Here is a 24,078-nt window from a genome sequence, read left to right on the forward strand (position 1 = left end):
GTTAGGTCGGCCTAATCAATGCTTGCAAGTTCAACTTTTGGCCATGCTTGTGTGTGTGCTGTGGGTTCCGGATCCGCCTCTCGGCCTTGTCCCGCTTGCTCCGCGGCCGTTCGCAGAACCGCCCTCGCCACCGCGTCGGCGTCCGACAGCGTGACCGAGTCCACACCGGGCCGGGCCCCGGCGGCGGTCACCCAGTGCACACCCTCCGTAGGCACTCCGATCGCGAACCGCCTTGCGTGCACGCGCCCCTGACGGTCGATCAGACGGTAGGGGCGCTGTGTTACGTCCAGCCCTCCGGTTTCGTAACCGTCCACCGTGTGCGGGCGGCACTGGCCCGTCTTCAGCAGCCGGGCGAGGAGTTCGTCGGCCGTCCGCCGGAGGTCCGGTTCCGGCAGCCGTGCCTCGACGAGCGTCGTCGCCCGCACGGTCGAGCCGGGTACGTCGGGCGAGTGCGCCACCCAGGCCCCGTCCTCGGCCCGCACCTCCAGTCGCGGGCCGAGCACCTCCAGGACGCCCGCCTCGATCAGCGCGGTCATCTCCTCGATACGACGCCGGGGCGGGCCGATCGAGAGGAACGCGTTGAGCGGGGTGTACCAGCGGTCCAGGTGCTCCCGGCGCGAGGCTCCCCCGAGCCCGCCGTGGTCGACGATCTGCCGCAACTCGTTGCGCAGGTCGCGCAGTACGTCGAGAGCCGCCTTGAGGGGACCGTCGACGTTGCCGAGCGCGGCCTGCGCGGCGTCCTCGCGGAGGTGGTCCAGCAGCCACTCCCGGAAGTCGCCGCGACCGGTGAAGACCCGACCGCCGTGCGGCCGTGAAATCCGGTCCCAGGACCAGCGGTCGGCCTCCGCGATCCCGAACTCGCCCAGGACCAGGGCCTCTTGGGGAGCACGGTGGGGGACGGCGAGGAAGCGCTCACGGAAGCCGCGTATCAGGGTGGAGGCAGGTCCCAACAGCCCCTCGTAGTAGACCGTTTCGACCTCCTTCGCCACCAACGGCCATATCTCCGCGAGGAAGTCCGGAGCGTCGCCCGAGTCCGCGCGCTTGCGGAAACGGGAGATGACGTCAGGCGTGAGGACGAGCGGCACGTGACGCCCGTACGGGCCCTTCGCGTTGTCGCCGCGCGCCTGGTACGGGATACCGCGGCGGGAGCCGGCCCGCAGGCGCGGCTCGCGGCCCGAGGGGAGGTAACGCAGGCCGCCGGGAGTGCGCCGGAAGCGGCCGCCGCGCGCCGTCGTCAACAGCGCCATGTGGTCGAAGAAGTTGAGGCCGAGACCGCGCAGGAGGACGGTCTCGCCGGGCGCGACGGAGGAGAGGTCGAGGTCCGCCGGGTTGGCGGGCGGGACATGGCGCAGGCCGTGCCGGTCGGCGTACGCGGCCAGGCGCTGCTGTGCCCGGTCGGCCACGGCCGGCAGATGGCCCTGGGCCAGGACCACGGCGGACAGGTCCGCGATGGTGCGGCCGTTGTCGAGTACGAGGATCTGGTGGCCGTCGGCCGTCTCGTCGAGGCGGGTCGCGCGCGCCCGGTGCGTCAGGACCCGCAGTGCGGGCGGTGCCCCGCGGACGACCTCGCCGAAGACCCACTCCAGGTACTGCCCGTACTGGGCGCGCGTCGGATAGTCGTCCGGGCCCAGCTCGCCGTCGGCCCAGGTGTGCAGGCTCGGGCCGGGGCGTATCGGGCCCGAGCAGTCCACGCTGTCGTCGGTGAAGAGGGTGACCTGCGAGGCCACGGTGTTCATCAGCAGCTCGGTCGGCTGGGCGGTGCGCCAGACCCGGCCGGGGCCCGGCGGCGACGGGTCGACGACATGGACCGTCAGCCGCGTGCCGGGCGCGAGGAGCTCGGGCGCGGAGGCGCAGAGGCGTTCCAGGACGCTGGTGCCGCGGGGTCCGGCGCCCACGAGCGCGACGGACGTGACGGCCGCGACGGACGCGGCCCGGCTTCTCCCGGACGTCGCGGTCTCCGCCGGTTCCGTGGTCCGTGCCGGGTCCGTCGGCTCCGCGGTCGCTGCAGACAAAGGTGTGACTCCCGGACAGGTGGGGCGCTGGGCAGAGCACACCGTCCGCCGGAAGCGGACGGTCCGCATCATCATGCCGTCGCGCGCCACGGGAGCCGAGCCCTGGAACGGATCAACCGGGCCGGTTGTGGGATGCGTCACGAACACCATGGGCAACAAGCGTGTGCATCACGGGCAACGCGACAGCACTTGGGCAACGTGGGCAACGTACGCAATAAACGTATGCAATCGGGGAATTGCGGGACGCTGTCGGTGGAGGTGGCCGGTCGCCGTGAGCTCCCCCGTCGCGGTCGTGTGAAGAACGGTGGCGCGCGGGGGAGTTGTGACTCTCCGTGTCCGTGTGTCAGCTGAGTTCGGATTCGACGATCGTCCGCAGCCGGGCCGCGCCGCCGCGTTCCTGTCGTGCCTGGTCGAGTCGCAGTCGTGCCGAACGGCCGCGCAGGGTCAGCGTCATGAGCTGGTTGCCGAACCAAGGGCCGCCGGTTTTCCGCCAGTCGACGGGTGGACGCCCGAGTCTGCCGTGCCGGGCGAAGCGGCGGCCGATCGCGCGGCCGACCCCGCTCCAGCCGAAACGGAAGCCGAGCCTTATCGAGAGCGGGATGGAGTTGTGGACGGGGGAGCAGGTCAGCTGGAGCACCCGGGCGTCGGGTCCCGGCAGGCCCTCCCGCCAGACCGGCTCGGCGATGTACGCGTGGTGCACGTCCCCGGACAGCACGCACACCGTCGCCGGTGCCTGCGGTCCCGAGCCGGCCTCGGCGATCAGCTCCGCCAGCGTGTCGAACGACGTCGGGAACGCCGCCCAGTGCTCCAGGTCCGCCGCCCGCCGCAGGTTCTCCCCGAACCGGGCCCAGCGCTCGCCGCGCTCGCCCCGGCACAACGCGGCGTTCCAGCCCTCCGCGTCGTGCACGAGGTTGGGGAGCAGCCAGGGCAGGGAGGTGCCGATGAGGAGATGGTCGTACGAACCCGGCTCCTCCAGCACCTGCTCGCGCAGCCATGCCTCCTGGGCCGGGTCGAGCATCGAGCGGTTCTTCTCGTCGAGGACGCGGGCCGCGCGGGAGTCGATCATCAGGAGCCGGGTGCGGCCGAAGTCGCGGCGGTAGCTCCAGCGGACCGAGGCCGGGTCGGTGTCGGCCCGGGCGGCGAAGGTGCGCAGGGCGTCCGTGCCGTCGGGGGTGGCGCGGACCGCTTCGTACAGGGGGTCCTCGGCGAGGAGCTCGGGCGGGAGGTTGCCGAGGTGCTGGTGGACCCAGTACGACATCAGGCCGCTCAGGATCCGCTCGCGCCACCACGGCGTGGCCCGCATGTCGGCGACCCAGGCCTCGCTGGTGTTCCAGTCGTCGATGACGTCGTGGTCGTCGAAGATCATGCAGCTGGGCACGGTGGAGAGCAGCCAGCGGATCTCGGGGTCGAGCCACGATTCGTAGTAGAGGTGCGTGTACTCCTCGTAGTCCGCGACCTCGGCGCCCGGCGGTTCGTTCAGCCCGCGGCGCGCCTCCAGCCAGCGGCGGGTGGCGTCCGAGACCTCGTCCGCGTACACCTGGTCGCCCAGCAGCAGCAGGACGTCCGGGCGTTCGCCGTCCGGGTCCGCGGCGATGCGGGCGGCGAGGGTGTCCAGGGCGTCCGGCCCTCCGGGGTCCTTCTCGTCGGCGGCCGGTGTGGCCCAGCGGCAGGAGCCGAAGGCGACCCGCACGGTCTCGTGGTCGTCCACCGGAGTGTGGATGACCGAGGGCGGGAAGCGGGACTCGGGGAGCGGCCAGACCTGTGCCCCGTCGAGCAGTACCTCGTACGAGGATGTCGTGCCCGGGGTCAGGCCGGTGACCGGGATCAGGGCGTAGTGATGGCCCGCGATCTGGAACGTACGGGCCTCGCCTCCCGCGCCGCCCGGGCAGCGCACCTCGGCGGTGCACGGGCGGCTCGCCTCGACCCAGATGGTCGCGGACGAGCCGTCGACGTACCTCAGCAGTGGACCCAGGCGCAGTCCCGCCACGCGATCACTCTCCTCCGTCGCCCCGTACGGTACGGAACGACGGAGGTGAGCGGGGAGGTTCCGTGCATGGTGCAGTTGATCAGTTGCCCAGCGGCCGCTCTTCTGCCGCCGGTCCGCTGTGGATCAGTTGGTGATCAGCAGCCGCTCAGGACCGAGCTGAGCTTGCTCTTCTCCGCCGAGTCGACGGAGAGGTCGTAGTAGTACTTCACCTGGACCCAGGCGCGTACGTAGGTGCAGGCGTAGGCGGTGCGCGAGGGCATCCACTCGGCCGGGTCCTGGTCGCTCTTCGACTGGTTCACGTTGTCCGTGACGGCGATGAGCTGCGGGCGGGTGAGGTCGTTGGCGAAGGCCTGGCGCGTGGAGGCGGACCAGCTGTCGGCGCCGGAGTCCCAGGCCTCGGCCAGCGGGACGAGGTGGTCGATGTCGAGGTCGGAGGCGGCGGTCCAGGTCGCGCCGTCGTAGACGGAGTACCAGCTGCCGCTGGTGGCCGCGCAGGCGGAGCTGGTGACGACGTTCGTGCCGTCGCGCTTCAGGACCGTCTCACGCGTGTTGCACGTGCCGCTGATGGTGATCCAGTGGTTGAAGAGATCGCGGTCGTAGCCGGTGCGGTCCTCGGTCGCCACGGTGAGCGAGGCGAGGTAGGTGCGGGCGGTGGCCGCGCTGACCGGGGTGGGCAGCGCGGCGGAGGCGGTCGGGCCGTTGAAAAGCCCGACCATGGCTATCAATCCGGCGAAGGCGGCCACTAGACTCAGCCGTCGACGCGCGTAGATCTTCGGCATGCGAACTCCCTTGGGGTGGGGGGAAGTTGACCTGCGAGCGACTGAATGCTCGCGGTGGCCGGTTTCCGGGAGATGTGCGTCAGGTGAGAAGTTAATGACGTGGTCATGACACAACAAGGGGCGGGGCGGGACTTTCGGGTTTTCGTCGGCCGCCTTGTTGTGGGTTCGTGTGGAATGGGGGCTCTGGGGTGGTAGCGGGATCGGGCCTTCGTTTTGTACCGTGGGGGAACAAAGTGGCTCCCGTCCGCACTCCCTGACCGGCGGGCGGGGCCGCCTTGTCCCCCCGGGGGTCACGGAATGGCCCGCCCGGGACCCTCTTCCACGCTTTGGAGCATGCCGATGACGGCGTCAACCGTGCTGACCGCCCGTGCCCTGCTGCTGGACATGGACGGCACCCTCGTCAACTCGGACGCCGTCGTCGAGCGCGTGTGGCGCCGCTGGGCCGACCGGCACGGGCTCGACGGGGACGAGGTCATGAAGGTCGTCCACGGGCGGCAGGGGTACGCGTCGATGGCCGTGCTGCTGCCCGGCCGGCCCATGGAGCAGAACTACGCCGACAACGCGCGGATGCTCGCCGAGGAGACGGCGGACATGGACGGGGTCGTGGCGATTCCGGGGGCCGCGGAGTTTCTTGCCTCGCTGCGGGGAGTGGTGGCGCATGCGCTCGTCACGTCCGCGGATGTGGCGCTGTCCACGGCGCGAATGGGGGCGGCGGGGCTTTCGCTGCCGGAGGTTCGGGTCACGGCCGAGTCCGTGGGGGCTAGCAAGCCGGATCCTGAGGGGTTTTTGAAGGGGGCGGCCGAGTTGGGTGTCGCGCCTGAGGAGTGTGTGGTGTTCGAGGACTCGGGGGCGGGGATCGCGGCGGGGCGCTCCGCGGGGATGCGGGTGGTCGGGGTCGGGCCCCGGGCCGGGTTTCATCGGCCGGATGTTGTTGTGCGGGATCTTCGGCAGGTGCGGGTTGAGGTTTTGGGGGGTGGGGTGGTTCGGCTTCGGGTGGGGTGACCTGGGGTCGGGGATTGTGGGCTGGGCCGGGCCGGGCTGGGCTGAGCTGAGTTGGGCTCGGCTGGACTTGGCTTGGCTGGGGGCTGTCGGGTGCGGGTTGTGTTGGGCTGGGCTGGTTGCGCAGTTCCCCGCGCCCCTGGGGTGGCTGGGGTTTGGTGTCGTGTGCGGGGCGGTGGGGGCTTGTCGCGCAGTTCCCCGCGCCCCTGAAAGCTTGGGGCCGGGCCGTTTGACAGGGCGGCCTCCGGCGCCTTCGCTGCCCGGAGCCCGGAGCCCGGAGCCCGGAGCCCGGAGCCCGGAGCCCGGAGCCCGGAGCCCGGAGCCCGGAGCCCGGAGCCCGGAGCCCGGAGCCCGGAGCCCGGAGCCCGGAGCCCGGAGCCCGGAGCCCGGAGCCCGGAGCCCGGAGCCCGGAGCCCGGAGCCCGGAGCCCGGAGCCCGGAGCCCGGAGCCCGGAGCCCGGAGCCCGGAGCCCGGAGCCCGGAGTCTTCGAGGCTCAGGGTCGTTTTCTACGGCTCCGTTGTTTCTGATTCCAGGCGGGTGCGGGTTTCTTTGTCGTAGGTGCCGGCGTCCTCGTTGTTTATGCCTCGGGTCAGTTGGTAGTTGCGGACGGCGGTTTCGGTTTTGTTGTCGTAGTCGCCGTCGGGGGTGCCTGCGAACAGGGCCACCTGTTGGAGGCGTTGCTGGAGTTCGGTGACCTCGGGGCCCTCGTCGCCGCGGCGCAGTGTCACGGGCTCGGCCTTCTCCGGTGGGGTGGAGGGCCGACTGGTCGTCGGGGTGGGGGCACCCGTCGACGGGGCTCGGGTCGTGGCGGTCGGGCGGGGCGGAGCGGGTGACGCCGTCGACCTCGTCGGTGACGGTGTGGCGCTCGCGCTGCTCGACTCCGTCGGTGAGGGTGACGGCGACCGCGTGGGCGACTCGGAGACCGACGGCGACGGCTCGTCCAGGGTCGCGTCCGGCACGCTCGCCCGTATGTCGTCCGGGGCCGCGCTCTCCCGCGACGGCGCGTCGTACGAGAACAGCCCGCTCGCGAACCCGGCCGCCGCGACCACCGCCGCTGTGGCGCCGGCCCCGACGAGCGCGAAGCGACGGCGTCGGCCCGTGCCCTCCGTGGGCTCCTCGGCCGGATCCAGCCGATGGGCCTCCTCGAAGAGGCTCCTGTCGGGAGAGGGGGAGTGGGGCAGCGCCGTCGCGCGGGGCAGCTGGGCTGTGGCGGCCGCGTCCGCCGGCTCCCTTTCGTGCATCTCGCTCGTGGGCGGCGGCTCGGACGGCGCCCCGTACCCGTAGCCGTGGTCATAGCCCTGCTCGTACCCGTGCTCGTGCTCGTGCCCGCGTCCGTGCTCGTACGCCGTGCCGTCAGCCGCAGGGGCGCCCGGCGTCCCGGCGGGCGGTTCCGGAGTGGCTGAGGCTGCCGAGTCCGCCGCTTCCGGTGTCGGTGGGGCCAGGTCCACGTAGGGGCGTATGCGCAGGGGGTCGAAGTCCTCCGCCGCGGCGGCCTCCGCGGAGCGGGTCTCCAGGAGGGCGTCCGCCGCCCGGCGGCCGCAGTCGCACGTGGGGGAGCCCCCCGACTCCCAGGGCGCCCCGCATTCCGGGCATATGTGCCCGTTCCGGTCGTTCACGTGTGGGTTCCTCCCCGTACGAACTCCAGCGATTATGCAGACACCCTCCACACAATCTCCCGGTTACCCCCGGAATCCCGGACTCCGTAGCGGATTCAACAGGCCATAACCGGTCACACCGACCAGGATGGAAGAGAAAACGGGACTCTCGTGGCCGGGAGGTCTTCATGGCCGAGGATGCGCACGGTGCGAACGACACGAACGGCACGGACACACCGAAGGCGGCCCCCCACACCCGGGACCATTCGCGCGGTGCCACCGCCGGTCAGGAGCATCCGAAGGGCGGCGTCCTCGTCTCGATCGGCGCCCTGCTCCTCGGACTCCTCCTCGCCGCGCTCGACCAGACCATCGTGTCGACCGCGCTGCCGACCATCGTCAGCGACCTGGGCGGTCTCGACCACCTGTCGTGGGTCGTCACCGCGTATCTGCTCGCCTCGACGGCCGCCACCCCGCTCTGGGGCAAGCTCGGTGACCAGTACGGACGCAAGAAGCTGTTCCAGACCGCCATCGTGATCTTCCTGATCGGCTCCGCACTGTGCGGTATGGCGCAGAACATGCCCCAGCTGATCGCCTTCCGCGCCCTCCAGGGACTCGGCGGCGGCGGACTCATCGTGCTGTCGATGGCGATCGTCGGCGACATCGTCTCGCCCCGCGAACGGGGCAAGTACCAGGGCCTGTTCGGCGCGGTGTTCGGCGCGAGCAGCGTGCTCGGCCCGCTGCTCGGCGGGCTGTTCACCCAACACCTGAGCTGGCGCTGGGTCTTCTACATCAACCTCCCCATCGGGATCGTCGCGCTCGCCGTCATCGCGACCGTCCTGCGCATCCCGGTCCGCGCCCAGAAGCACACGATCGACTACCTCGGTACGTTCCTGATCGCGGCCGTCGCCACCTGCCTGGTCCTCGTCGCCTCGCTCGGCGGCAGCACCTGGGCCTGGGGCTCGGTGCAGATCATCGGCCTCGCCGTGCTGGGTGTCGTCCTCGCCGTGGCGTTCGTGGCCGTCGAACGGCGGGCCGCCGAACCCGTACTGCCCCTGAAACTGTTCCGGATCCGCACCTTCACCCTCGCCGCCGTGATCAGCTTCATCGTCGGCTTCGCGATGTTCGGCGCGATGACCTACCTCCCGACGTTCCTCCAGGTCGTCCACGGCATCTCGCCCACCATGTCGGGCGTGCACATGCTGCCGATGGTGGCCGGACTGCTCGTCTCCTCGACCGTCTCCGGGCAGATCGTCAGCCGCACGGGCCGCTGGAAGGTGTTCCCCATCGCCGGTACGGGCGTCACCGCGCTCGGCCTGCTGCTCCTGCACCAGCTCGACGAGAACAGCTCCGCGGCCGAGATGAGTTCGTACCTCCTCGTGTTCGGCCTGGGCCTCGGCCTGGTCATGCAGGTCCTCGTGCTGATCGTGCAGAACGCCGTCTCGTACGAGGATCTCGGCGTCGCCACCTCCGGCGCCACCTTCTTCCGCTCCATCGGCGCCTCGTTCGGCGTCGCCATCTTCGGCACGGTCTTCGCGAGCAGGCTGGGCAGTGAACTCACCGCCGCGCTCCGGGGGCAGGACCTCCCGCCGAGCCTCGGCACGGACGCGCTGAAGGCCGACCCGAAGATCATCGCCGACCTCCCGGCCGCACTCCGGCCGCCCGTCGTCGAGGCGTACTCCACATCCATCACGGACGTCTTCCTGTACGCGGCCCCGGTCGCCCTCGCCGGCTTCGTGCTCGCCTGGTTCCTGCGCGAGGACAGGCTGCGGGCCTCCGTCACGGCACCCGACGCCACCCAGACGCTGGCCAGCAACCCCGTGGAGCGCTCCTCGTACGACGAGGTGTGCCGCGCGCTGTCCGTGCTCGGCACCCGCGAGGGGCGGCGCGAGATCTACAAGAAGATCACCGCCCGCGCCGGGTACGACCTGCTGCCCGCCGCGAGCTGGCTCCTGCTGCGGATCAGGCGCTACGGCTGGGCCGAGCCCGCCGTCCTCGCCGAGCGCAGCGCCGTGCCCCTGCATGTCGTCATCGCGGCCGCCCGCCAGGTCGAGGAGAGGCATCTCGCCGTACGGGAGGGACTCGACCTGGTCCTGACCGACCAGGGCCGTGAAGCCGCCGAGAAGCTGGCCCAGGCCCGTGAGGAGTCCCTCGCCGAGCTCCTGGGCGACTGGTGGGGCCCGGACCGCCCCACCGACCTGGTCCGGCTCGTGAAGGAGCTGAACGCCGAGATGTGCGGCTCCAACGAGGAACGCCCCCACAACGGAACCGTGCCGAAGCCGACCGGCCGGGTGTGGCTCACCAAGTGAACCCGGGCTGGCGGCCCGGCAGTTGACGCGCGGGGCACGGCCACCGGTGGGACATGACCACGGGCGGGCGGCTCAGGTGGTGAGTCGCTTGGCGAACCAGTGCTCGGCGTACACGTCGTCGTTGTACGCCTCGGTCTCCGCGTAGCCGTGCCGGGCGTACAGCGCCCGCGCCTCCACCAGGTCGCCCCGCGTGTCGAGGATCAGCCGCCCGGCCCCGAGCGCCCGGGCAGCCGCCTCGGCCGCCCCGAGCAGAACGGCACCCCCGCCCCTGCCCCGCAGATCCCGGCGTACGAAGACACGCTTGAGCTCGCCCGTCGCCGCGTCGCGCAGTCGTACGCCCGCCATGCCCGCCGCCTCACCGTCGTGCCGTGCGACGAGCAACACCCCACCGGGCGGGGCGAATTCGGCTCCGGCGTCGGCGGCGATCTCGCGTTCCAGCTCGGTTGGGTCGGTGTCGTGCCCGCGGTGCAGCCGGTACCAGCGGTCGCTGACCTCCGTGTAGTACGCCCGCCAGAGGGCGACCGCGGCCGGCGAGTCGAACGGCTCGGGGGCGACGGCCCAGGGCTCCGGCACACCGGCCGTACGTGTCTTCATGGCGGGCATTGTCACGAGACGCCGTACGCCGTCCGCAAGCGAATTACCTCCGTGGCCGACGCGCTGCCGTACGGATGTCGCGAGCGCAGTTTGGGGACCGTCGTCCGGGCAACCCGGCTTGGGAAGCGGCCCACTGGGCCCAGAACCCGGAAGGCATTCCATGTCCACAGGCTTGATCATTCTTCTGATCGTGGTCGCGGTGGCTCTCGTGGCCGCCGTGGTCGCCCGGTCCGTCGTGGCCCGCGGGGCGGGCGGCGGGCGAGGCCTGAAGCGGCGCTTCGGGCCCGAGTACGACCGTGCCGTCGCCCGGCACGACGGCGACTCCAAGGCCGCCGAGCACGAACTCGAAGAGCGGGTGAAGCGGCACGGATCGCTGCGCGAGCAGCCGCTGGAGCCCGGGGCACGGGAGCGGTACATGGTCCGCTGGACCGCCGTGCAGGAGCAGTTCGTCGACTCGCCGCGCGACGCCGTCGTCGAGGCCGACCGGCTCATCGCCGAGGTGGCCGGCGCCCGCGGGTTCCCGGACGGCAGCCGTCACGACGAGCAGCTCGACGCGCTCTCCGTGCACCACGCGCACCACGTCCACGGCTACCGGCGCGTCCACCGGGCCGCGCACGCGCCCAAGGCCGGCTCCGGCGCGGGCTCGGCGGCCGGTACGGAGGAACTGCGCGAGGCCCTCGTCGAGGCCCGCGCGCTCTTCCAGGACCTGACGGCCCCGGTCCGCGGGGAAGAAAAGGCGCTGTCCCGGGGGAAGAACGAGTCCCGCGAGGAGACCGACGAAGCGCCCGCGACCACCCGAACCGACAAGGCCCGCGGCCGCACGCACGCGCCGTGGGCACTCAACAGGCGCCATGTGAAGGGCAGTTGAGAGCCATGCCGGACGACAACAAGACGACCGGACCCTCACCGGAACAGCGCAACGACCCCCCGACGTCGGCAGACCGGCCGTCGTCCCCCGACCGGCGAACACCGGCCGACCGACGCGCGTCAGCCGACCGACGGACTTCCCCCGACCGGCGGACCTCTCCCGACCACCAGACACCTGCCGACCCGACCCGGACACCTGACCGGACCGGGACACCCGCTCCGGCCGGGGCACCCGACGAGACCGGGATCATCGGCCGGACGGAGGCCCCTGACCGGACCGGGATCATCGGCCGGACGGAGGCACCCGACCGGGCAGGGTCACCTGACCGCGCCGAGACTGCCGGCCGGACCGGAGCCGGCGGTCGGACCGGGTCACCGGACCGGACCGAGGCTGTCGGCCGGGCCGGGTCACCCGACCGGACCGAGATACCCGACCGGACCGGGGCTGCAGGCCGGGCCGAGGCCGCCGGAAGGCCCGCCACCCCCGGAGGGCCCCCCGCTTCCGACACCGGCGCAGGCACACCCGCCCCGTCAGGGGCGCGGGGAACTGCGCGCTCAGCCCAAGACGACCTGCACGAGACCACGGCGGGGAGTTCAAGGGCTCCCGGCGACACACCTGTCCCAGGCAGCCCGCCCGCCACCCAGACCAAGTCGACCGCCGGAACCGCCGGAGCCGGAGGCGCAGGCGGACGCCTGATGTCTCCCGACGCCGGCGAAAAGTGGACCCACCAGCTACAACACGCAGTGGCCGGCTTCATAGACGGCCCCCGCGGCTCGGTCGAGGAGGCCGACAAGGTCCTCCAGGAGGTCGCGGCCCGCTTCACCGACGCCGTGACCGAGCGCCGCCGCACACTCCGTACGTCCTGGCAGACCACCGGCGAGGAAAAGACCGACACCGAACAACTCCGGCTGGCCCTACGGGACTACAGGGAACTGGCGGAACGACTGCTGCGGCTCTGAGCCCACGTACCCCCGCGAACTCCCGTACATCAACGCGAACCCCCGTACGCGAACTCCCGTACGCGATACGCATCTTGCGCAGCGAGGCCCTGCCCCGGGCCATGTGTCGGGGCAGGGCCTCACCCGTGCCCCAAGAGGGCGGCGCGGTCTTCAGCCGGCGCGACGCTCGTGCCACTCGCGGACGATCTCGTCGACGTCGTACGGCTTGAGGCCCAGCGGCGGCCCGGGCGGCGGCTTGAACATCATCTCGCGGATCTTCTTGTTGATCTCCGTGATGATCCGCCGTACCGCCTGCTCCGACGGGGCCTTCGAGACCGCCTCAAGGGCGTCCTCGGCCTCCTTGCGGAGGGCCAGCGTCGGCGGCAGTACGGTCAGGCCCTCGCGGATCATCTTCTGCTTGATCCACCACAGTTCGTCGTACGACGTGTCGGGACCGCTCGACAGAGGTTTGCCCATGCCGGGGAGATCGGCGAACTCCCCACGGGCCTCCGCGTCGCGGATCTGCTTGTCGACCCAGGACTCGAAGCTGACACCAGGAGGCTTGCGCTCGGTCATGCGTCCATTGTGCCGGACGGTGTGGGACTGCGCCGGACGCTGTGGGGCCGGGCGAATTATCATTCGGCGGCGACACCTCGCCGGGGCGTCAACCGCGTCCTGGCGCGGGACAATTGGAACGCGGGAACGCGCGGGAACGAAGGAGCACACGTGCTCGAACTCACCATGGCCACGGTGTCCGGGACGGACGCCGGCGCGACGGCCGGTATGCAGATGGCCGACGCGCCGAGCGAGCCGGGTGCCGTGCTGCGGGTGGGGCGGGACCGGGGCGTGTGCCGCCTCGCGACGCCCGACGACTGGCTGTTCGTCTCGCGGGTGCACGTGGAGTTCCTGTGCGGCCCCGAGGGCAGCTGGCAGGTGACCTGGCTGCGGGGCTCGCACGACGAGCCCTCGTCCGAGGTGCGGTTCACGCTGGTCGGCGGGGCCGCCCCGCAGATCCTGCCGTACGGCGGGACGGCCAAACTGCCCCTCGGTGGTTCCGGCGAACTGATCATCTACGACCGCACGGGCCCCCGCAGCGTCAACGTGGGCTTCTACCACGAGGCCTGACCCCCGAGGGCGAGAGCCCGTAGCCGTCCGCGAGGGTCCCGGAGGGCTTGCGGCGGTACGCCCCGGAGGGGCTACGGCAGTACGCGCGCCAGCGCGAACCCGTCGTACCCCTTCGAGCCCACCGTCTGGACAGCCGTGGCGGTCAGTTTCGGGTGGGTGGCGAACAGGTCGAGGGACTCGCGGGTGCCCAGGACGCTCGGGTCGTCGCTGGTGGCGTCGGTGACGGCGCCGCCGCGGACGACGTTGTCGAGGATGATCAGGCTGCCGGGGCGGGTGAGCTTCACGGCCCACTCCACATAGCGGGGGTTGTTGACCTTGTCCGCGTCGATGAAGACCAGGTCGAAGGGGGCCGCGTTCCCGTCGCCCTCGTCGGCCAGCCTCGCCAGGGAGTCGAGCGCCGGGCCCACCCGGACCTCGGTGATCTTGTCAAGGCCGGCCCGGGCGAGGTTGCGGCGGGCCACCTCGGCGTGTCGCTCGCTGTACTCCAGCGTGATCAGCCGGCCGTCCTGCGGGAGGGCACGGGCCAGCCAGATGGTGCTGTAGCCGCCGAGCGTGCCGATCTCCAGGATGCGGGTCGCGCCCTGGATCACGGCGAGGAGATGCAGCAGCTTGCCCTGCGGCGGGGCGACGTTGATATGGGGCAGACCGGCGGCGTCGCTGTCGTTCAGCGCGTCGGTCAGGGCGTCGTCCGGCGGGGCGAGGAGGCCGGTGAAGTAGTCGTCCACGTCGTGCCAGAGCTGCGGCTCGGTCATACGAATATGCCTTTCGTCTGTCTAGTTAGGTGCGCTAACGAGTTCTGTCGCCGAATATAGCCGGTTACCGACAGGTTGGGTGGTTGTATTCCACCCACGGCGACTCGCGGAGGTCTCGCGGCGACTTGCGAGGGAGCCACACCGGCCGTACAACACCTCCATCCGGACAAAAGGCTGAAGGACGTCAGGTGAAGAGGGGGTTGCCTGCGTCTCACGGCGGGGGGAGTGCGAGCCTCTTAGGATTCGAACAGGAAACAGACGCACCCAGACCCATGGGACACCGGGGACGAACGGGGCGGGAGGGCCGACGGCGCGTGGCGAATGTGGAGCACGGTGGGCGACCAGGGGATGCCTTCGGGGCGGCGGCGCCCGGAGCGGCGAAGGCACGGCTGGGACTGGTCCGCGCGGGCCTCTGGCTGATCGCCGCGGTCCTGGCGGTACGGCAGGTCGCCGTCGTCCTGAGCACGCCGAGAGGCGAACGGCTGACGGACCTGGAGACCTGGGTCGGACCCAACGGCGTGCTCCATGTGAACGGGTCGTTGTACGACTCGACCCAGTTCACGGGCACACCCTTCGCCGGGCTCGTCCTCAAGCCCCTCACCCGTTCGGCCGAACAGGCCCTCGGCTGGGGCTGGACCTTCGGCACACTGCTGCTGGTCGCGGCCCTCGGCCTGGTCGCCGCGCGCGCCCTGCCACAGCCCGTGAGCCGCCGAACGGCCCTGCTCGCCGCGCCCGTCGCGATCAGCCTGCTGATGCTGTCGCTGCCCGTGCGCAACACGCTGTACCTCGGCCAGACCAGCATCATTCCCGTGCTGCTCGTGCTCCTCGGCTGCTTCGCCGTGCGCGGGGAACGGGCGAGCGGGGTACTGATCGGGCTCGCGGCGGCCCTGCAGCCGACCGTGCTCCTCTTCGCGCCGCTCCTGTGGTTCACCGGCCGCCGCCGGGCCGCCGCCTCCACCGGGATCACCTTCGCCGCGGGCACCGCGCTCGCGTGGGCGGCGATGCCGCACGACTCGTACACGTACTGGGTGCACCACCTGGCGGGAGTCGGGCTCGGGCGGCCCGCCGACGACCTCGCCAACCAGTCGCTGCACGGCGCGTTGCTGCGGCTCGGCCTCGAAGGCCCGCTGGAGATCGGGCTGTTCCTGGCGCTGGGCGCGGCCGTCGCCGTGCTCGGCCTGCGCCGCGCCGTGCGCTACGCCCGCGACGGGCAGTTGCTGCTCGCGGTCGCGATCACCGGCTGTGTCGCCGTCGCCGTGTCGCCCACCACCTGGCAGCACCAGCTGCTGTGGGTGCTGCTGGCGTTGGTCGGCCGGGTCGGCAAGAAGGCGGGCGACCGGTACGTATGGCCCGTGGCCGTCATCCTCGTGATGACGCTCCCGGCGAAGATGATGCTGCCGAACATGGCGGCCCTCTACCCGCTGCGTGACAACGTCGTCCTGCTCGCCGCCCTCGCCGCGGCCACCGTGGTTCCGTTTCTGTCCCGTACGTCGGAGTACTACCGGTCGCCCGTCCCGACCGAGTACGCGCGGCCGGTGCCCACGCGCTTCAAGCACGTGCCGCTGCTGCCGTTCCTGCGCCGGGTCCTCACCCGACCCAACCTGCTGCTCGAACTGCTCCTGATCCGCGTCGGCTACTCCGCGTACCAGCAGGTCAGGCTCGCGGCGACCGGCGGCACCAACACGGGGGGCCGGGCCACCGCCGAGGAGCACGGCGAGCAGATCCACGCGATCGAGAAGTTCCTGCACATCGACGTCGAGCGCTGGGTCAACCACGCGGTGGTGGACGTCCCGTGGCTGCAGGGCTTCTTCGACTTCTACTACACGTCGTTCCACTTCGTGGTGCCGCTGAGCGTCCTCGGTGTCCTCTACGTCCGCCGCCCCGCCGAGTACCGCTGGGCCCGTGCGGCGCTCGGCTTCGCCACGCTGTTCGCGCTCGTCGGCTTCTGGCTCTACCCGCTGGCCCCGCCGCGGCTGATGCCGGGCCTCGGTTTCATCGACACCGTGCACGGCGTGCAGGACTTCTCCCAGCCGGACTACGGGACGCTGACCGCGCTCACCAACCAGTACGCGGCGATGCCCTCGCTGCACTTCGGCTGGTCGCTGTGGTGCGGGCTCGTCATCGCGATCCTCGCCCCGAAGTGGTGGATGAAGGCACTCGGCCTGCTGCACCCGCTGTTCACGGTCTCCGCGATCGTGGCGACCGCCAACCACTGGGTCCTGGACGCGGCGGGCGGCGCGGCCGTCGTCGGCGCGGGCTTCGCCCTGACCTACCTCCTCCAGGGACCACGCCCGCGGCCGCTGGCCGAACCGGCGGCGGAGTCGGCGGAGGTCAGCATCGCGGAGCCGGTCCCGGCGAAGGGCCGTACCCCGAGCTGATCCGGTACTCGCCCGGCTCGGTCACCGTCAGGCGCGTGAACTCGCCGGCCTTCTCCAGGCAGCCGCCCTCGGCGTACAGCCAGGGCGAGAAGGCGACGCGCACGGTCACCGAGCCGGCCCGCGGGACGTGCACGAGGACCTGGGCGCTGTCGGCCCGCACGACGGCGGCGGGCCTCGACACCAGGGGCACCGCCCCGCGCACGCGGTAGACCCGCCAGTTCACGTCCCGCCACACCGGCTCCAGCCACTCGGTGCCCCGCGCGACCAGGCGCGCCTCGTCCTCCGCGAAGCCGTCCGGCTTCCCCGAGGGCAGCACGACGAACCCGACCGCCCACCGGTCCAGCCAGGCGCGGTACGTCGTCTCCGAGAACGTCCCGTCGTAGAAGAGCCGGCCCCGCTCCATGTCCAGCTGCCGGTTCCAGCCGCGCGCCAGGTTCACATGCGGGGCGAGTGCGGTCGCCTCGCGGTGGTTGCGGGCCGGGACCACCTCGACGCGCGTACGGTCGGCGCCGAGCCGGTCCAGGGCCTCCACGACGCTGGTGGTGTCGTGGGCCCAGGCCGGTACCACCGTCGACACCTGCAGATCATCGACCGTCTTCTTGCCGACCCAGCCCACGGAGAAGACCAGCGCCATGGCGAGAGCAACCCGTCTCTGCTTGCTGCGCCTGCGGGGCACCCCGGCCGGTGCCGAGGTGGCCGGCACCGCGAGCAGCGCGGCCAGCAGGGCGGCCGGTGCGAACAGTTCCGCGAGCCGTTCCACGTTCGTGCCGACCGGGGAGGGGATCAGATACGTGAGGACCGTCCCGGCCGCGTACACGACGGCTCCCCAGCGCAGCACCCGCCAGCCGCGCGGCGCGAGGGTCAGTACGACGAGGCCGATCACGACGGGCGGCCAGATCCGGGCCGCGGGCATCAACTGCTCGCCGGTGAACGGGAACAGCAGGGTGGTGGTGCCCACCACCACGACCGGCGGGACGATCAGCGTGGCGGCCCGCACCCGGTCCCGTACGAGGGCGTGGCCGGCGCCCGCCACGACCAGGAACAGCCCGGCCACCGGGCTCGCCATGGTCGCCAGCGCCGCGTACGCCACCGCGAGCGGCACGCGGCGCTCCCGGGTCAGCAGCACACAGGCCGCGAGTCCGAGCGCGACTCCGAGGGCGAAGGTGGTCCGCCCCGAAGCGACGTTGCACCACAGCGCGAGCGAGGCGAGCAGTGCCGGGCCGAGCGGCCGGCGGATCCCCGTACGGACGATGAGGACCGAGGCCAGCCAGGCGGCGAGGAGCCCGGAGGCGACGGTGACCGTGCGCACGCCGAAGGCTGCCATTAAATAGGGCGAGATCAGGCTGTAGTTGGCGGTGTGCATCCCGCCGTACCAGAACAGGCTGTACGCCGAACCGCCGTGCCGGGACGCGAAGTCGGCCCAGGCCTCCTGCGCCGCGAGATCACCGCCGCCGGTGGCCAGGAACAGCCACCACACCACATAGAGCGGCACGGTCGGCAGCGTGGCGAGGAGGGGAACGCGGTACCGCCTCCAAACCGGGCGGAGGTCCCGCTTCCTGGAGGTGGCCGCGCCCTCCGGCCGGACGAGTGACAGTTCGGCTGGGACCACGGCTCGGCTTTTCCGTTCGAAGTCTTCGAAGGTGTCAGTTGGCTGTGCCATCCGTGAAGACGCGTAACGGACCGGAAACGTTCACTCCTTTTCGGGCACGGGGCAACCCATTGGAACCCGGGGGAGGCAGGGGCGGGGCGTAGGGGGGATGCCCCTGCCTCCCGCGTAGCGGGTCACCGGCGGCTCAACCGGCGCTGACCTGCAGTTCCTTGACGCCGTTGATCCAGGCCGAGCGCAGCCGGCGCGGGTCGCCGACCAGCCGGAGGCCGGGCATCGCGTCGGCGATCGCGTTGAAGATCAGGTCGATCTCCAGGGTGGCCAGCGACTTGCCGAGGCAGAAGTGCGGGCCGCCGCCCCCGAAGCCGAGGTGTGGATTCGGGTCGCGGGTGATGTCGAAGACCTCCGGTGTTTCGAAGACCTCCGGGTCGTTGTTGGCGGAGGAGTAGAAGATGCCGACGCGGTCGCCCTTCTTGATCTGTTTGCCGCCCAGTTCGGTGTCCCGGGTCGCCGTGCGCTGGAAGGAGACGACGGGTGTCGCCCAGCGGACGATCTCCTCGGCGGCGGTCGCCGGGCGCTCCCGCTTGTAGAGGTCCCACTGGTCGGCGTGGGTGAGGAAGGCGTGCATGCCGTGGGTGATGGCGTTACGGGTCGTCTCGTTGCCCGCGACGGCCAGCATCAGTACGAAGAAGCCGAACTCGTCCGAGCCGAGGTTGCCCTCGTCCTCGGCGGCGACCAGGGTGCTGACGATGTCCTTGGCCGGACACTGCTTGCGGTCGGCGGCCATGTTCATCGCGTAGGCGAGGATCTCGGTGGCCGACTCGGCGCCGATCTCCTCGGTGATGGCGTACTCCGGGTCGTCGTACGCAATCATCTTGTTGGACCAGTCGAAGATCTTGGCGCGGTCCTCCTGCGGGATGCCGATCAGCTCGGCTATCGCCTGGAGGGGCAGTTCGCAGGCGACCTCGGCCACGAAGTCGAAGGAACCGCCGGGGCCCGCGTTCGCCAGCGCGGTCTCCACGATCCGGCCCGCGCGGCCGCGCAGGTTCTCCTCCAGCGCGCGGATGGCGCGCGGGGTGAAGCCGCGCTGGACGATCTGGCGGACCCGGGTGTGCTCGGGCGGATCCATGTTCAGCAGGATCAGCCGCTGGGCGTCGATCGCGTCGCGCTCGATGTGCTCGCCGAAGCGGATGATCGCGGTGTTGAGAGTGGAGGAGAACAACTCGGGGTGCGTGGACACGTACTTGACGTCGGCGTGCCGGGTGACGGCCCAGTAGCCCTCGTCCCCGAAGCCGGCGAGATTGGGCGGCTGGGGGATCCAGCGGACCGGTTCGGTCCGACGCAGCTCGGCGAACTCCGGGAAGGGCACGCGGTGGTGCAGCACGTCGGGGTCGGTGAAATCGAACCCGTCGGGCAGCGCTGGACAGGTCATCGGCAACTCCAGGTCGTGCGACGGTCGGGTTCTGTCGTGTTCTGACGGTCGGGCTCTGTCGGTCGAGTTCCGGCAGTCGGGATCTGCCGGTCGGGTGCTGTCGTGTTCTGACGGTCCATCAGGTACCGGGAATTGCCGTGAAGGTAGTAACGGGTTCTACAAGTGGCAAGAGGCGCGACAACCCGAATTGCGTGCGGAAGTCGTGCAGATCGCGACTTCGGGAGCTGCACGACCCTTGCGGTGACGGACGCCGGGTCAGCAGACTGCAGGCAGAACTAGAACGCGTACTAGTTCAGCGTGGCGGGTGGGCCGGGACGCCCGCGCCGCGCGGGTGACCCGAGGAGAGGAACTCCCCATGGCCGCGGAACCCGTGATCGTAGAAGCCGTGCGCACCCCCATCGGCAGGCGTGGCGGCGCACTCGCCAACCTGCACCCCGCCTACCTGCTGGGCGAGACCTACCGAGAACTCCTCGGCCGTACGGGTATCCACGCGGACTGCGTCGAGCAGGTCGTCGGCGGAGCCGTCACCCACGCCGGCGAGCAGTCGGGCAACCCCGCCCGTACGGCATGGCTCGCGATGGGACTGCCGTACGAGACGGCGGCGACGACCGTGAACGCGCAGTGCGGATCCTCGCAGCAGGCCTCCCACATGGTCGCCAACATGGTCGCGGCGGGCGTCATCGACATCGGTATCAGCTGTGGCGTCGAGGTCATGTCCCGAGTGCCGCTCGGAGCCGCCTCCAAGCACGGTCCTGGCAAGCCGACCCCCGACGAGTGGAACGTCGACCTGCCGAACCAGTTCGAGGCCGCCGAGCGCATCGCCCGTCATCGGGGGCTGACCCGCGAGAACGTGGACTCGCTGGGCCTCATCTCGCAGGAGCGGGCCGCGGCGGCGTGGGCGGAGGAGCGCTTCAAGCGGGAGACGTTCGCCGTCCAGGTGCCCACCACGGAGGACGAGCAGCGGGCCGGGCAGGGCATGTGGCGCCTGGTCGACCGTGACGAGGGCCTGCGCGACACGTCCATGGAGGCGTTGGCCGGCCTGAAGCCGGTGATGCCGACGGCGGTGCACACGGCGGGGAACTCGTCGCAGATCTCCGACGGTGCGTCTGCCTTGATGTGGGCGTCGAAGAGGATGGCTCGGGCGCTGAAGCTCCGGCCGCGGGCGCGGATCGTCGCTCAGGCGCTGGTGGGGTCGGACCCGCACTTCCACCTCGACGGCCCGATCGACGCGACGAAGGCGGTGCTGGGGAAGGCGGGGATGTCTCTGAAGGACATCGACGTCATCGAGGTCAACGAGGCATTCGCGTCAGTGGTGTTGAGCTGGGCCCAGGTCTTCGAACAGGACCTGGAGAAGGTCAACGTGAATGGTGGCGCGATCGCGCTCGGGCACCCCGTGGGTGCCACCGGGGCGCGGCTCATCACCACGGCACTCCATGAACTGGAGCGCCGGGACAAGGAGTTCGCGCTCATCACGATGTGCGCGGGTGGCGCGCTGGCCACCGGGACGATCATTCAGCGGTTGTAGCGGCCCAGTTGAGGAACGTGGTGAAGGTGGCGGGGTCGAGGGTGAGGGTTGGCCCCGCCGGGTTCTTTGAGTCGCGGATGGCGATGGTGGGGGCGGGGGCGGCGGGTATGTCGGCCACCTCGACGCACTCGCCGCCTTGGTCGCTGCTGTAACTGGACTTACGCCACTGGATCCCCGTCGGCATCGCGTTGTTCGCCATAGCGTTCCTCCATCACCCGCCGGATCAGCTCCGCCGAATCCCTGATGGAGAGAGCAGCGGCCTGAAGATGATCGTAACGGAGCGAACAGTCCTTGACCGTGTCCGGGTTGGCGGTCGGGTGTCCGCTTCCGTAGTGCTCCGTGTAGACGATGGCTGGGTCGCCGGTGAAGCGGAAGAGGGTGAATGAGCCTGTCAGTCCCGCGTGTGCTCCTACGGAGAACGGCAACACCTGGATGTTGATCCGGGGATTGTGCTCGAAGGCCAACAGGTGGGCCAGTTGTCCCCGCATGGTCTCCCGGCCGCCGATCTCCTGGCGGAGAGCCGCCTCGCTGATGACCGCCCACAGGACCGGCGGCTCGTTCTTCTCGAAGATGCGCTGGCGGGCGAGGCGTACGGTGGTGCGGTCGTCGAGGTCGCTCCGATCCAGCGTGCCGAGCACGGCGCGGGCGTATGCCTCGGTCTGGAGCAGCCCATGGACCGAGTGCGTGTGGAAGGTGCAGATCTCAACCGCCCGCGCTTCCAACTCCGCCACCTGTTGGAACCAGGCCGGTAGTTGACTGCGCATCACCAGCGCGACGAGTCGCGACAGCAACCCGCCCGTCCCCAGCGCCGCGTCCACCCGCTCGCTGAACTCCTGCGTGGGCAGCTTGCGGGCCGTTTCGATCTGGCCGACCAGTGAGCCCGTGTAGTTGACGATGTCGCCGAGCTGTTTCTGGGTGAGTTCGGCGGCCTCGCGATGCCGTCGCAACTCGAACCCGTAGTAGTCGAGCGGCGACGCGCCCGGGTCGAGGACGTTGATGTGGGTCACGTACGGACCTCTCTCGCACGATGTGCAACTCGGCCCACTGCGGGACCAGTTGTATCCGTTCTGTGGCCGAGGGTAGTCATGCGAGGTCAGCCTTGTGGGGTGAACTACTACATTCCCCCCACCCTCGCGGGCCCCCGCACCGCCCAGTACCGCATGCGCCTCACCGTCGGCGAGCACTCGCCTCAGTACGTCCGCCGCATCGTGCGGTCGTACCTGCGCGAGTGGGAGATGGCCGAGCTGACCGACGCCGTGGAACTGGCCGTGACCGAGCTCCTCGCCAACGTCGTACGCCATGTCCCGGACCGGCGCTGCGAGTTCCTGCTGCTGCGGCAGGTGGCGGGGGTCCGGGTGGAGGTGACGGACGGGTCCTCGCGTCTTCCGTCGATTCCCGTCGAGCTGTCACCCGAGTCGGAAGGCGGACGCGGGCTCGTACTGCTCGACGCGGTGGCTGACAAGTGGGGAGTTGATCCTCTGTCCGGCGGCGGTAAGAGCGTGTGGTTCGAGTGCGGAAGCACGCTCTGACGGCGGGAGCGGCGGCCGGACGGGCTGTGGGAGTGGACCGTCGGCCGGTCGACCTCTCGGATACCGGAGAACGCCATGTCGTGTTCATGGTCACGTCATGGGAAGTCCGTCGCTCCCCTCGATTCTCGCGCTCATGACATCTCGAAGAACCTCGCTGAGGCTGGGCCTGTCCATGGGGCTCTCCGGCCTCCTGCTGGCCGTCGCGGGTGCCCTCACCCCCGCGGCGGCGGCGACCAACTGGTCGTACTTCAACGACTTCGGACAGCCCTGTCTCCGCTCGTCGACCGCGAGCACCAACGTCTGGGTGAGCACCAGTTGCCCGGACAACAGCTCCGTCAAATGGCACTGGGGCGCGGAGTCGAACCAGTGGGGCGGCCACACGATGCGCCGACTTGTGAGCAACGCCAACGGCGGTTGCCTCACCACGGATGTCGGCGCCGAGACGAACGCTGTTCGGACGGAGCCTTGCGGAGGCGGCCGTTCGGGACAGTTCTGGACCGCCGACGGCGACTACTTCCAGAACCAGAACGGGAACTACCTCCGTACCTCTCCCAGCGGTGACGGCGTCTACACCAGCCCCTGGAGCGTGATCGCGGACTACGACATCGACATCACGCGGTTCGTCTGGTGGGGCTTCAACGGCAGCGACTGGGACTGACGCATTCGGCTCCGGTGACGCCTCCCGGTCCGCACGGGCCGGGAGGCGGACGTCACGTCCGTGATGGACTCGTGCGCCGGCCCCTTCCGAAAGGGTCGCCCGGCCTGCTCCATCGGCAGCGACATGGCCGTCTTCAGCCGAATCCCCTCACTCCCGCCCCGAAGTCACCACCGCCAACACCCCCACGATCCCCGCCGCGACCAGCAGTGGAATGCCCAGGCCGTGGTCGAGGACCAGCCAGGCGCCGAGCAGGGCGCCCGCGAACATCGCGGTCACCAGGGACGCGCGGCGCAGGGAGTGGTGGCCGTTGCCGCCTGCGGCGGGGGAGTCGCCCGCGAGGCCGGTCAGGGTCATTGTCACGACGGTGGTGGTCGTGAGGGCGGGTACGCCCAGCTTGCGTACCGTCGCGTTGCGCAGGCCCATCGCGAAGGCGGTCACCGCGATGACGGCGTACACCGTGGCGCCGGTGTCGGGTGTGGCGAAGGCGATCACGGCGGCCGCGCCGACCAGCACCGCCTCGGCGGCCAGTGAGAGACGGGTCCAGGTGCGGCGTGAGCGCTCGCCGAGCCGGAGCGCGATCCGCCCGCCCGCCACCGCGCCCACGAGGAAGGTGGCCAGTGACGTCAGCGTGTGGGACACCGAGAAGCCAGGGGCGCCGGCGGCGGCGAAGCCCAGGACCACGATGTTGCCGGTCATGTTCGCCGTGAAGACGTGCTCAAGGCCGAGATAGCTCACCGCGTCGATCAGCCCGCTGACCACGGTCAGGGCCAGCAGGACGACGACCAGCCGCAGGCCGCGTGCCTCGGGATCGGCGCCCGGGGCGGGGGCAGGGTCGGGGCCGGGATCGGGGGTCTGCGTGGGCTCGGGGCCGCCTGTCTTCCCTGTCTCTTCGGCGCTCATGGGGCCTCCGGTCGGCGCGCGTGGGCTCGGTGCCCGCAAGTTCACCACGGGTGGCCGTCGAGATTCCGGATGCGCCCCACCGGAGCATGGCGAAG

Annotated in this window: 21 protein-coding genes and 1 pseudogene; 10 read left to right on the plus strand and 12 right to left on the minus strand. The window is 70.9% G+C overall.

Annotated features, from left to right (window positions below; all coding sequences use genetic code 11):
• Positions 1 to 11 precede the first annotated feature (11 nt).
• The 3 genes from JEQ17_RS32250 to JEQ17_RS32260 form a co-directional block, all read right to left on the minus strand.
• Complete coding sequence (locus tag JEQ17_RS32250) at positions 12 to 1,895, minus strand: FAD/NAD(P)-binding protein (protein WP_234048802.1); 1,884 nt, start codon at positions 1,893 to 1,895, stop codon at positions 12 to 14.
• A 460-nt stretch (positions 1,896 to 2,355) separates the two neighbouring features.
• Complete coding sequence (locus tag JEQ17_RS32255) at positions 2,356 to 3,999, minus strand: alkaline phosphatase D family protein (RefSeq protein WP_200398467.1); 1,644 nt, start codon at positions 3,997 to 3,999, stop codon at positions 2,356 to 2,358.
• A 134-nt stretch (positions 4,000 to 4,133) separates the two neighbouring features.
• Positions 4,134 to 4,778, minus strand: coding sequence for an HNH endonuclease family protein (locus JEQ17_RS32260; RefSeq protein ID WP_189838102.1), 645 nt, complete (start codon positions 4,776 to 4,778; stop codon positions 4,134 to 4,136).
• A 333-nt stretch (positions 4,779 to 5,111) separates the two neighbouring features.
• On the opposite strand from JEQ17_RS32260, the gene JEQ17_RS32265 reads away from it, so the two are divergent.
• Positions 5,112 to 5,780 (plus strand): HAD family hydrolase, encoded by a 669-nt coding sequence (locus JEQ17_RS32265; protein ID WP_200398469.1) that lies wholly within the window; start codon positions 5,112 to 5,114, stop codon positions 5,778 to 5,780.
• Positions 5,781 to 6,023: 243 nt separating this feature from the next.
• Positions 6,024 to 6,335 (plus strand): annotated as a pseudogene (locus tag JEQ17_RS50750) (hypothetical protein); the annotation flags it as partial.
• Here the strand turns inward: JEQ17_RS50750 and JEQ17_RS32275 are convergent.
• Complete coding sequence (locus JEQ17_RS32275; protein WP_200398472.1) at positions 6,284 to 7,393, minus strand: peptidoglycan-binding domain-containing protein; 1,110 nt, start codon at positions 7,391 to 7,393, stop codon at positions 6,284 to 6,286. The pseudogene JEQ17_RS50750 and the gene JEQ17_RS32275 sit on opposite strands and share 52 nt — an antisense overlap.
• A gap of 167 nt (positions 7,394 to 7,560) precedes the next feature.
• Between JEQ17_RS32275 and JEQ17_RS32280 the strand changes: the two genes are divergently transcribed.
• Positions 7,561 to 9,678 (plus strand): MDR family MFS transporter, encoded by a 2,118-nt coding sequence (locus tag JEQ17_RS32280; protein ID WP_200398474.1) that lies wholly within the window; start codon positions 7,561 to 7,563, stop codon positions 9,676 to 9,678.
• Between the two features lie 72 nt (positions 9,679 to 9,750).
• On the opposite strand, the gene JEQ17_RS32285 is transcribed toward JEQ17_RS32280, so the two are convergent.
• Complete coding sequence (locus JEQ17_RS32285) at positions 9,751 to 10,272, minus strand: GNAT family N-acetyltransferase (RefSeq protein ID WP_200398476.1); 522 nt, start codon at positions 10,270 to 10,272, stop codon at positions 9,751 to 9,753.
• A gap of 160 nt (positions 10,273 to 10,432) precedes the next feature.
• Here JEQ17_RS32285 and JEQ17_RS32290 point away from each other — a divergent pair, with 160 nt between their 5' ends.
• Both JEQ17_RS32290 and JEQ17_RS50905 read left to right on the plus strand, forming a co-directional pair.
• Entirely contained in the window at positions 10,433 to 11,140 is a 708-nt protein-coding gene (locus JEQ17_RS32290) for a hypothetical protein (RefSeq protein ID WP_200398478.1), read from the plus strand.
• A 695-nt stretch (positions 11,141 to 11,835) separates the two neighbouring features.
• On the plus strand, positions 11,836 to 12,099 hold the full coding sequence (locus JEQ17_RS50905) for a hypothetical protein (RefSeq protein ID WP_383383513.1): 264 nt from the start codon (positions 11,836 to 11,838) through the stop codon (positions 12,097 to 12,099).
• A gap of 150 nt (positions 12,100 to 12,249) precedes the next feature.
• Here the strand turns inward: JEQ17_RS50905 and JEQ17_RS32300 are convergent, their stop codons facing one another.
• Positions 12,250 to 12,654 carry a DnaJ family domain-containing protein gene (locus JEQ17_RS32300; protein WP_200398480.1) on the minus strand — a complete coding sequence of 135 codons (405 nt, stop codon included), beginning with the start codon at positions 12,652 to 12,654 and terminating at the stop codon, positions 12,250 to 12,252.
• 150 nt (positions 12,655 to 12,804) lie between these two features.
• Here JEQ17_RS32300 and JEQ17_RS32305 point away from each other — a divergent pair, with 150 nt between their 5' ends.
• The gene (locus JEQ17_RS32305) at positions 12,805 to 13,203 is read left to right on the plus strand and encodes a hypothetical protein (RefSeq protein WP_200398482.1); all 399 of its coding nucleotides are present in this window, start codon (positions 12,805 to 12,807) and stop codon (positions 13,201 to 13,203) included.
• 71 nt (positions 13,204 to 13,274) lie between these two features.
• Here the strand turns inward: JEQ17_RS32305 and JEQ17_RS32310 are convergent, their stop codons facing one another.
• Positions 13,275 to 13,955, minus strand: a complete 681-nt coding sequence (locus JEQ17_RS32310) for an O-methyltransferase (RefSeq protein WP_200398484.1) — start codon at positions 13,953 to 13,955, stop codon at positions 13,275 to 13,277.
• 314 nt (positions 13,956 to 14,269) lie between these two features.
• Here JEQ17_RS32310 and JEQ17_RS32315 point away from each other — a divergent pair, with 314 nt between their 5' ends.
• Positions 14,270 to 16,333 carry a bifunctional glycosyltransferase 87/phosphatase PAP2 family protein gene (locus tag JEQ17_RS32315; RefSeq protein WP_200398486.1) on the plus strand — a complete coding sequence of 688 codons (2,064 nt, stop codon included), beginning with the start codon at positions 14,270 to 14,272 and terminating at the stop codon, positions 16,331 to 16,333.
• Here the strand turns inward: JEQ17_RS32315 and JEQ17_RS32320 are convergent.
• Positions 16,287 to 17,993: a hypothetical protein gene (locus tag JEQ17_RS32320; protein ID WP_200398487.1), complete on the minus strand. Its 1,707-nt coding sequence runs from the start codon at positions 17,991 to 17,993 to the stop codon at positions 16,287 to 16,289. The genes JEQ17_RS32315 and JEQ17_RS32320 overlap by 47 nt on opposite strands.
• A 133-nt stretch (positions 17,994 to 18,126) precedes the next feature.
• The gene (locus JEQ17_RS32325) at positions 18,127 to 19,371 is read right to left on the minus strand and encodes a cytochrome P450 (protein ID WP_200398489.1); all 1,245 of its coding nucleotides are present in this window, start codon (positions 19,369 to 19,371) and stop codon (positions 18,127 to 18,129) included.
• A 355-nt stretch (positions 19,372 to 19,726) separates the two neighbouring features.
• Between JEQ17_RS32325 and JEQ17_RS32330 the strand changes: the two genes are divergently transcribed.
• Positions 19,727 to 20,896 carry a steroid 3-ketoacyl-CoA thiolase gene (locus JEQ17_RS32330; RefSeq protein ID WP_200398498.1) on the plus strand — a complete coding sequence of 390 codons (1,170 nt, stop codon included), beginning with the start codon at positions 19,727 to 19,729 and terminating at the stop codon, positions 20,894 to 20,896.
• On the opposite strand, the gene JEQ17_RS32335 is transcribed toward JEQ17_RS32330, so the two are convergent.
• Positions 20,880 to 21,095 carry a DUF397 domain-containing protein gene (locus JEQ17_RS32335; protein ID WP_200398500.1) on the minus strand — a complete coding sequence of 72 codons (216 nt, stop codon included), beginning with the start codon at positions 21,093 to 21,095 and terminating at the stop codon, positions 20,880 to 20,882. The genes JEQ17_RS32330 and JEQ17_RS32335 overlap by 17 nt on opposite strands.
• Entirely contained in the window at positions 21,055 to 21,903 is an 849-nt protein-coding gene (locus JEQ17_RS32340) for a helix-turn-helix domain-containing protein (protein WP_200398502.1), read from the minus strand. Before JEQ17_RS32340 ends, JEQ17_RS32335 begins: the two co-directional genes overlap by 41 nt.
• A 99-nt stretch (positions 21,904 to 22,002) precedes the next feature.
• On the opposite strand from JEQ17_RS32340, the gene JEQ17_RS32345 reads away from it, so the two are divergent.
• Positions 22,003 to 22,425, plus strand: a complete 423-nt coding sequence (locus tag JEQ17_RS32345) for an ATP-binding protein (protein ID WP_234048459.1) — start codon at positions 22,003 to 22,005, stop codon at positions 22,423 to 22,425.
• A 133-nt stretch (positions 22,426 to 22,558) separates the two neighbouring features.
• Positions 22,559 to 23,083, plus strand: a complete 525-nt coding sequence (locus JEQ17_RS32350) for a hypothetical protein (protein WP_200398506.1) — start codon at positions 22,559 to 22,561, stop codon at positions 23,081 to 23,083.
• A 147-nt stretch (positions 23,084 to 23,230) separates the two neighbouring features.
• Here the strand turns inward: JEQ17_RS32350 and JEQ17_RS32355 are convergent, their stop codons facing one another.
• Positions 23,231 to 23,983: a YoaK family protein gene (locus JEQ17_RS32355; protein ID WP_200398508.1), complete on the minus strand. Its 753-nt coding sequence runs from the start codon at positions 23,981 to 23,983 to the stop codon at positions 23,231 to 23,233.
• Positions 23,984 to 24,078: the final 95 nt, after the last annotated feature.

The sequence above is a fragment of the Streptomyces liliifuscus genome (assembly GCF_016598615.1).
GTDB lineage: Bacteria > Actinomycetota > Actinomycetes > Streptomycetales > Streptomycetaceae > Streptomyces > Streptomyces liliifuscus.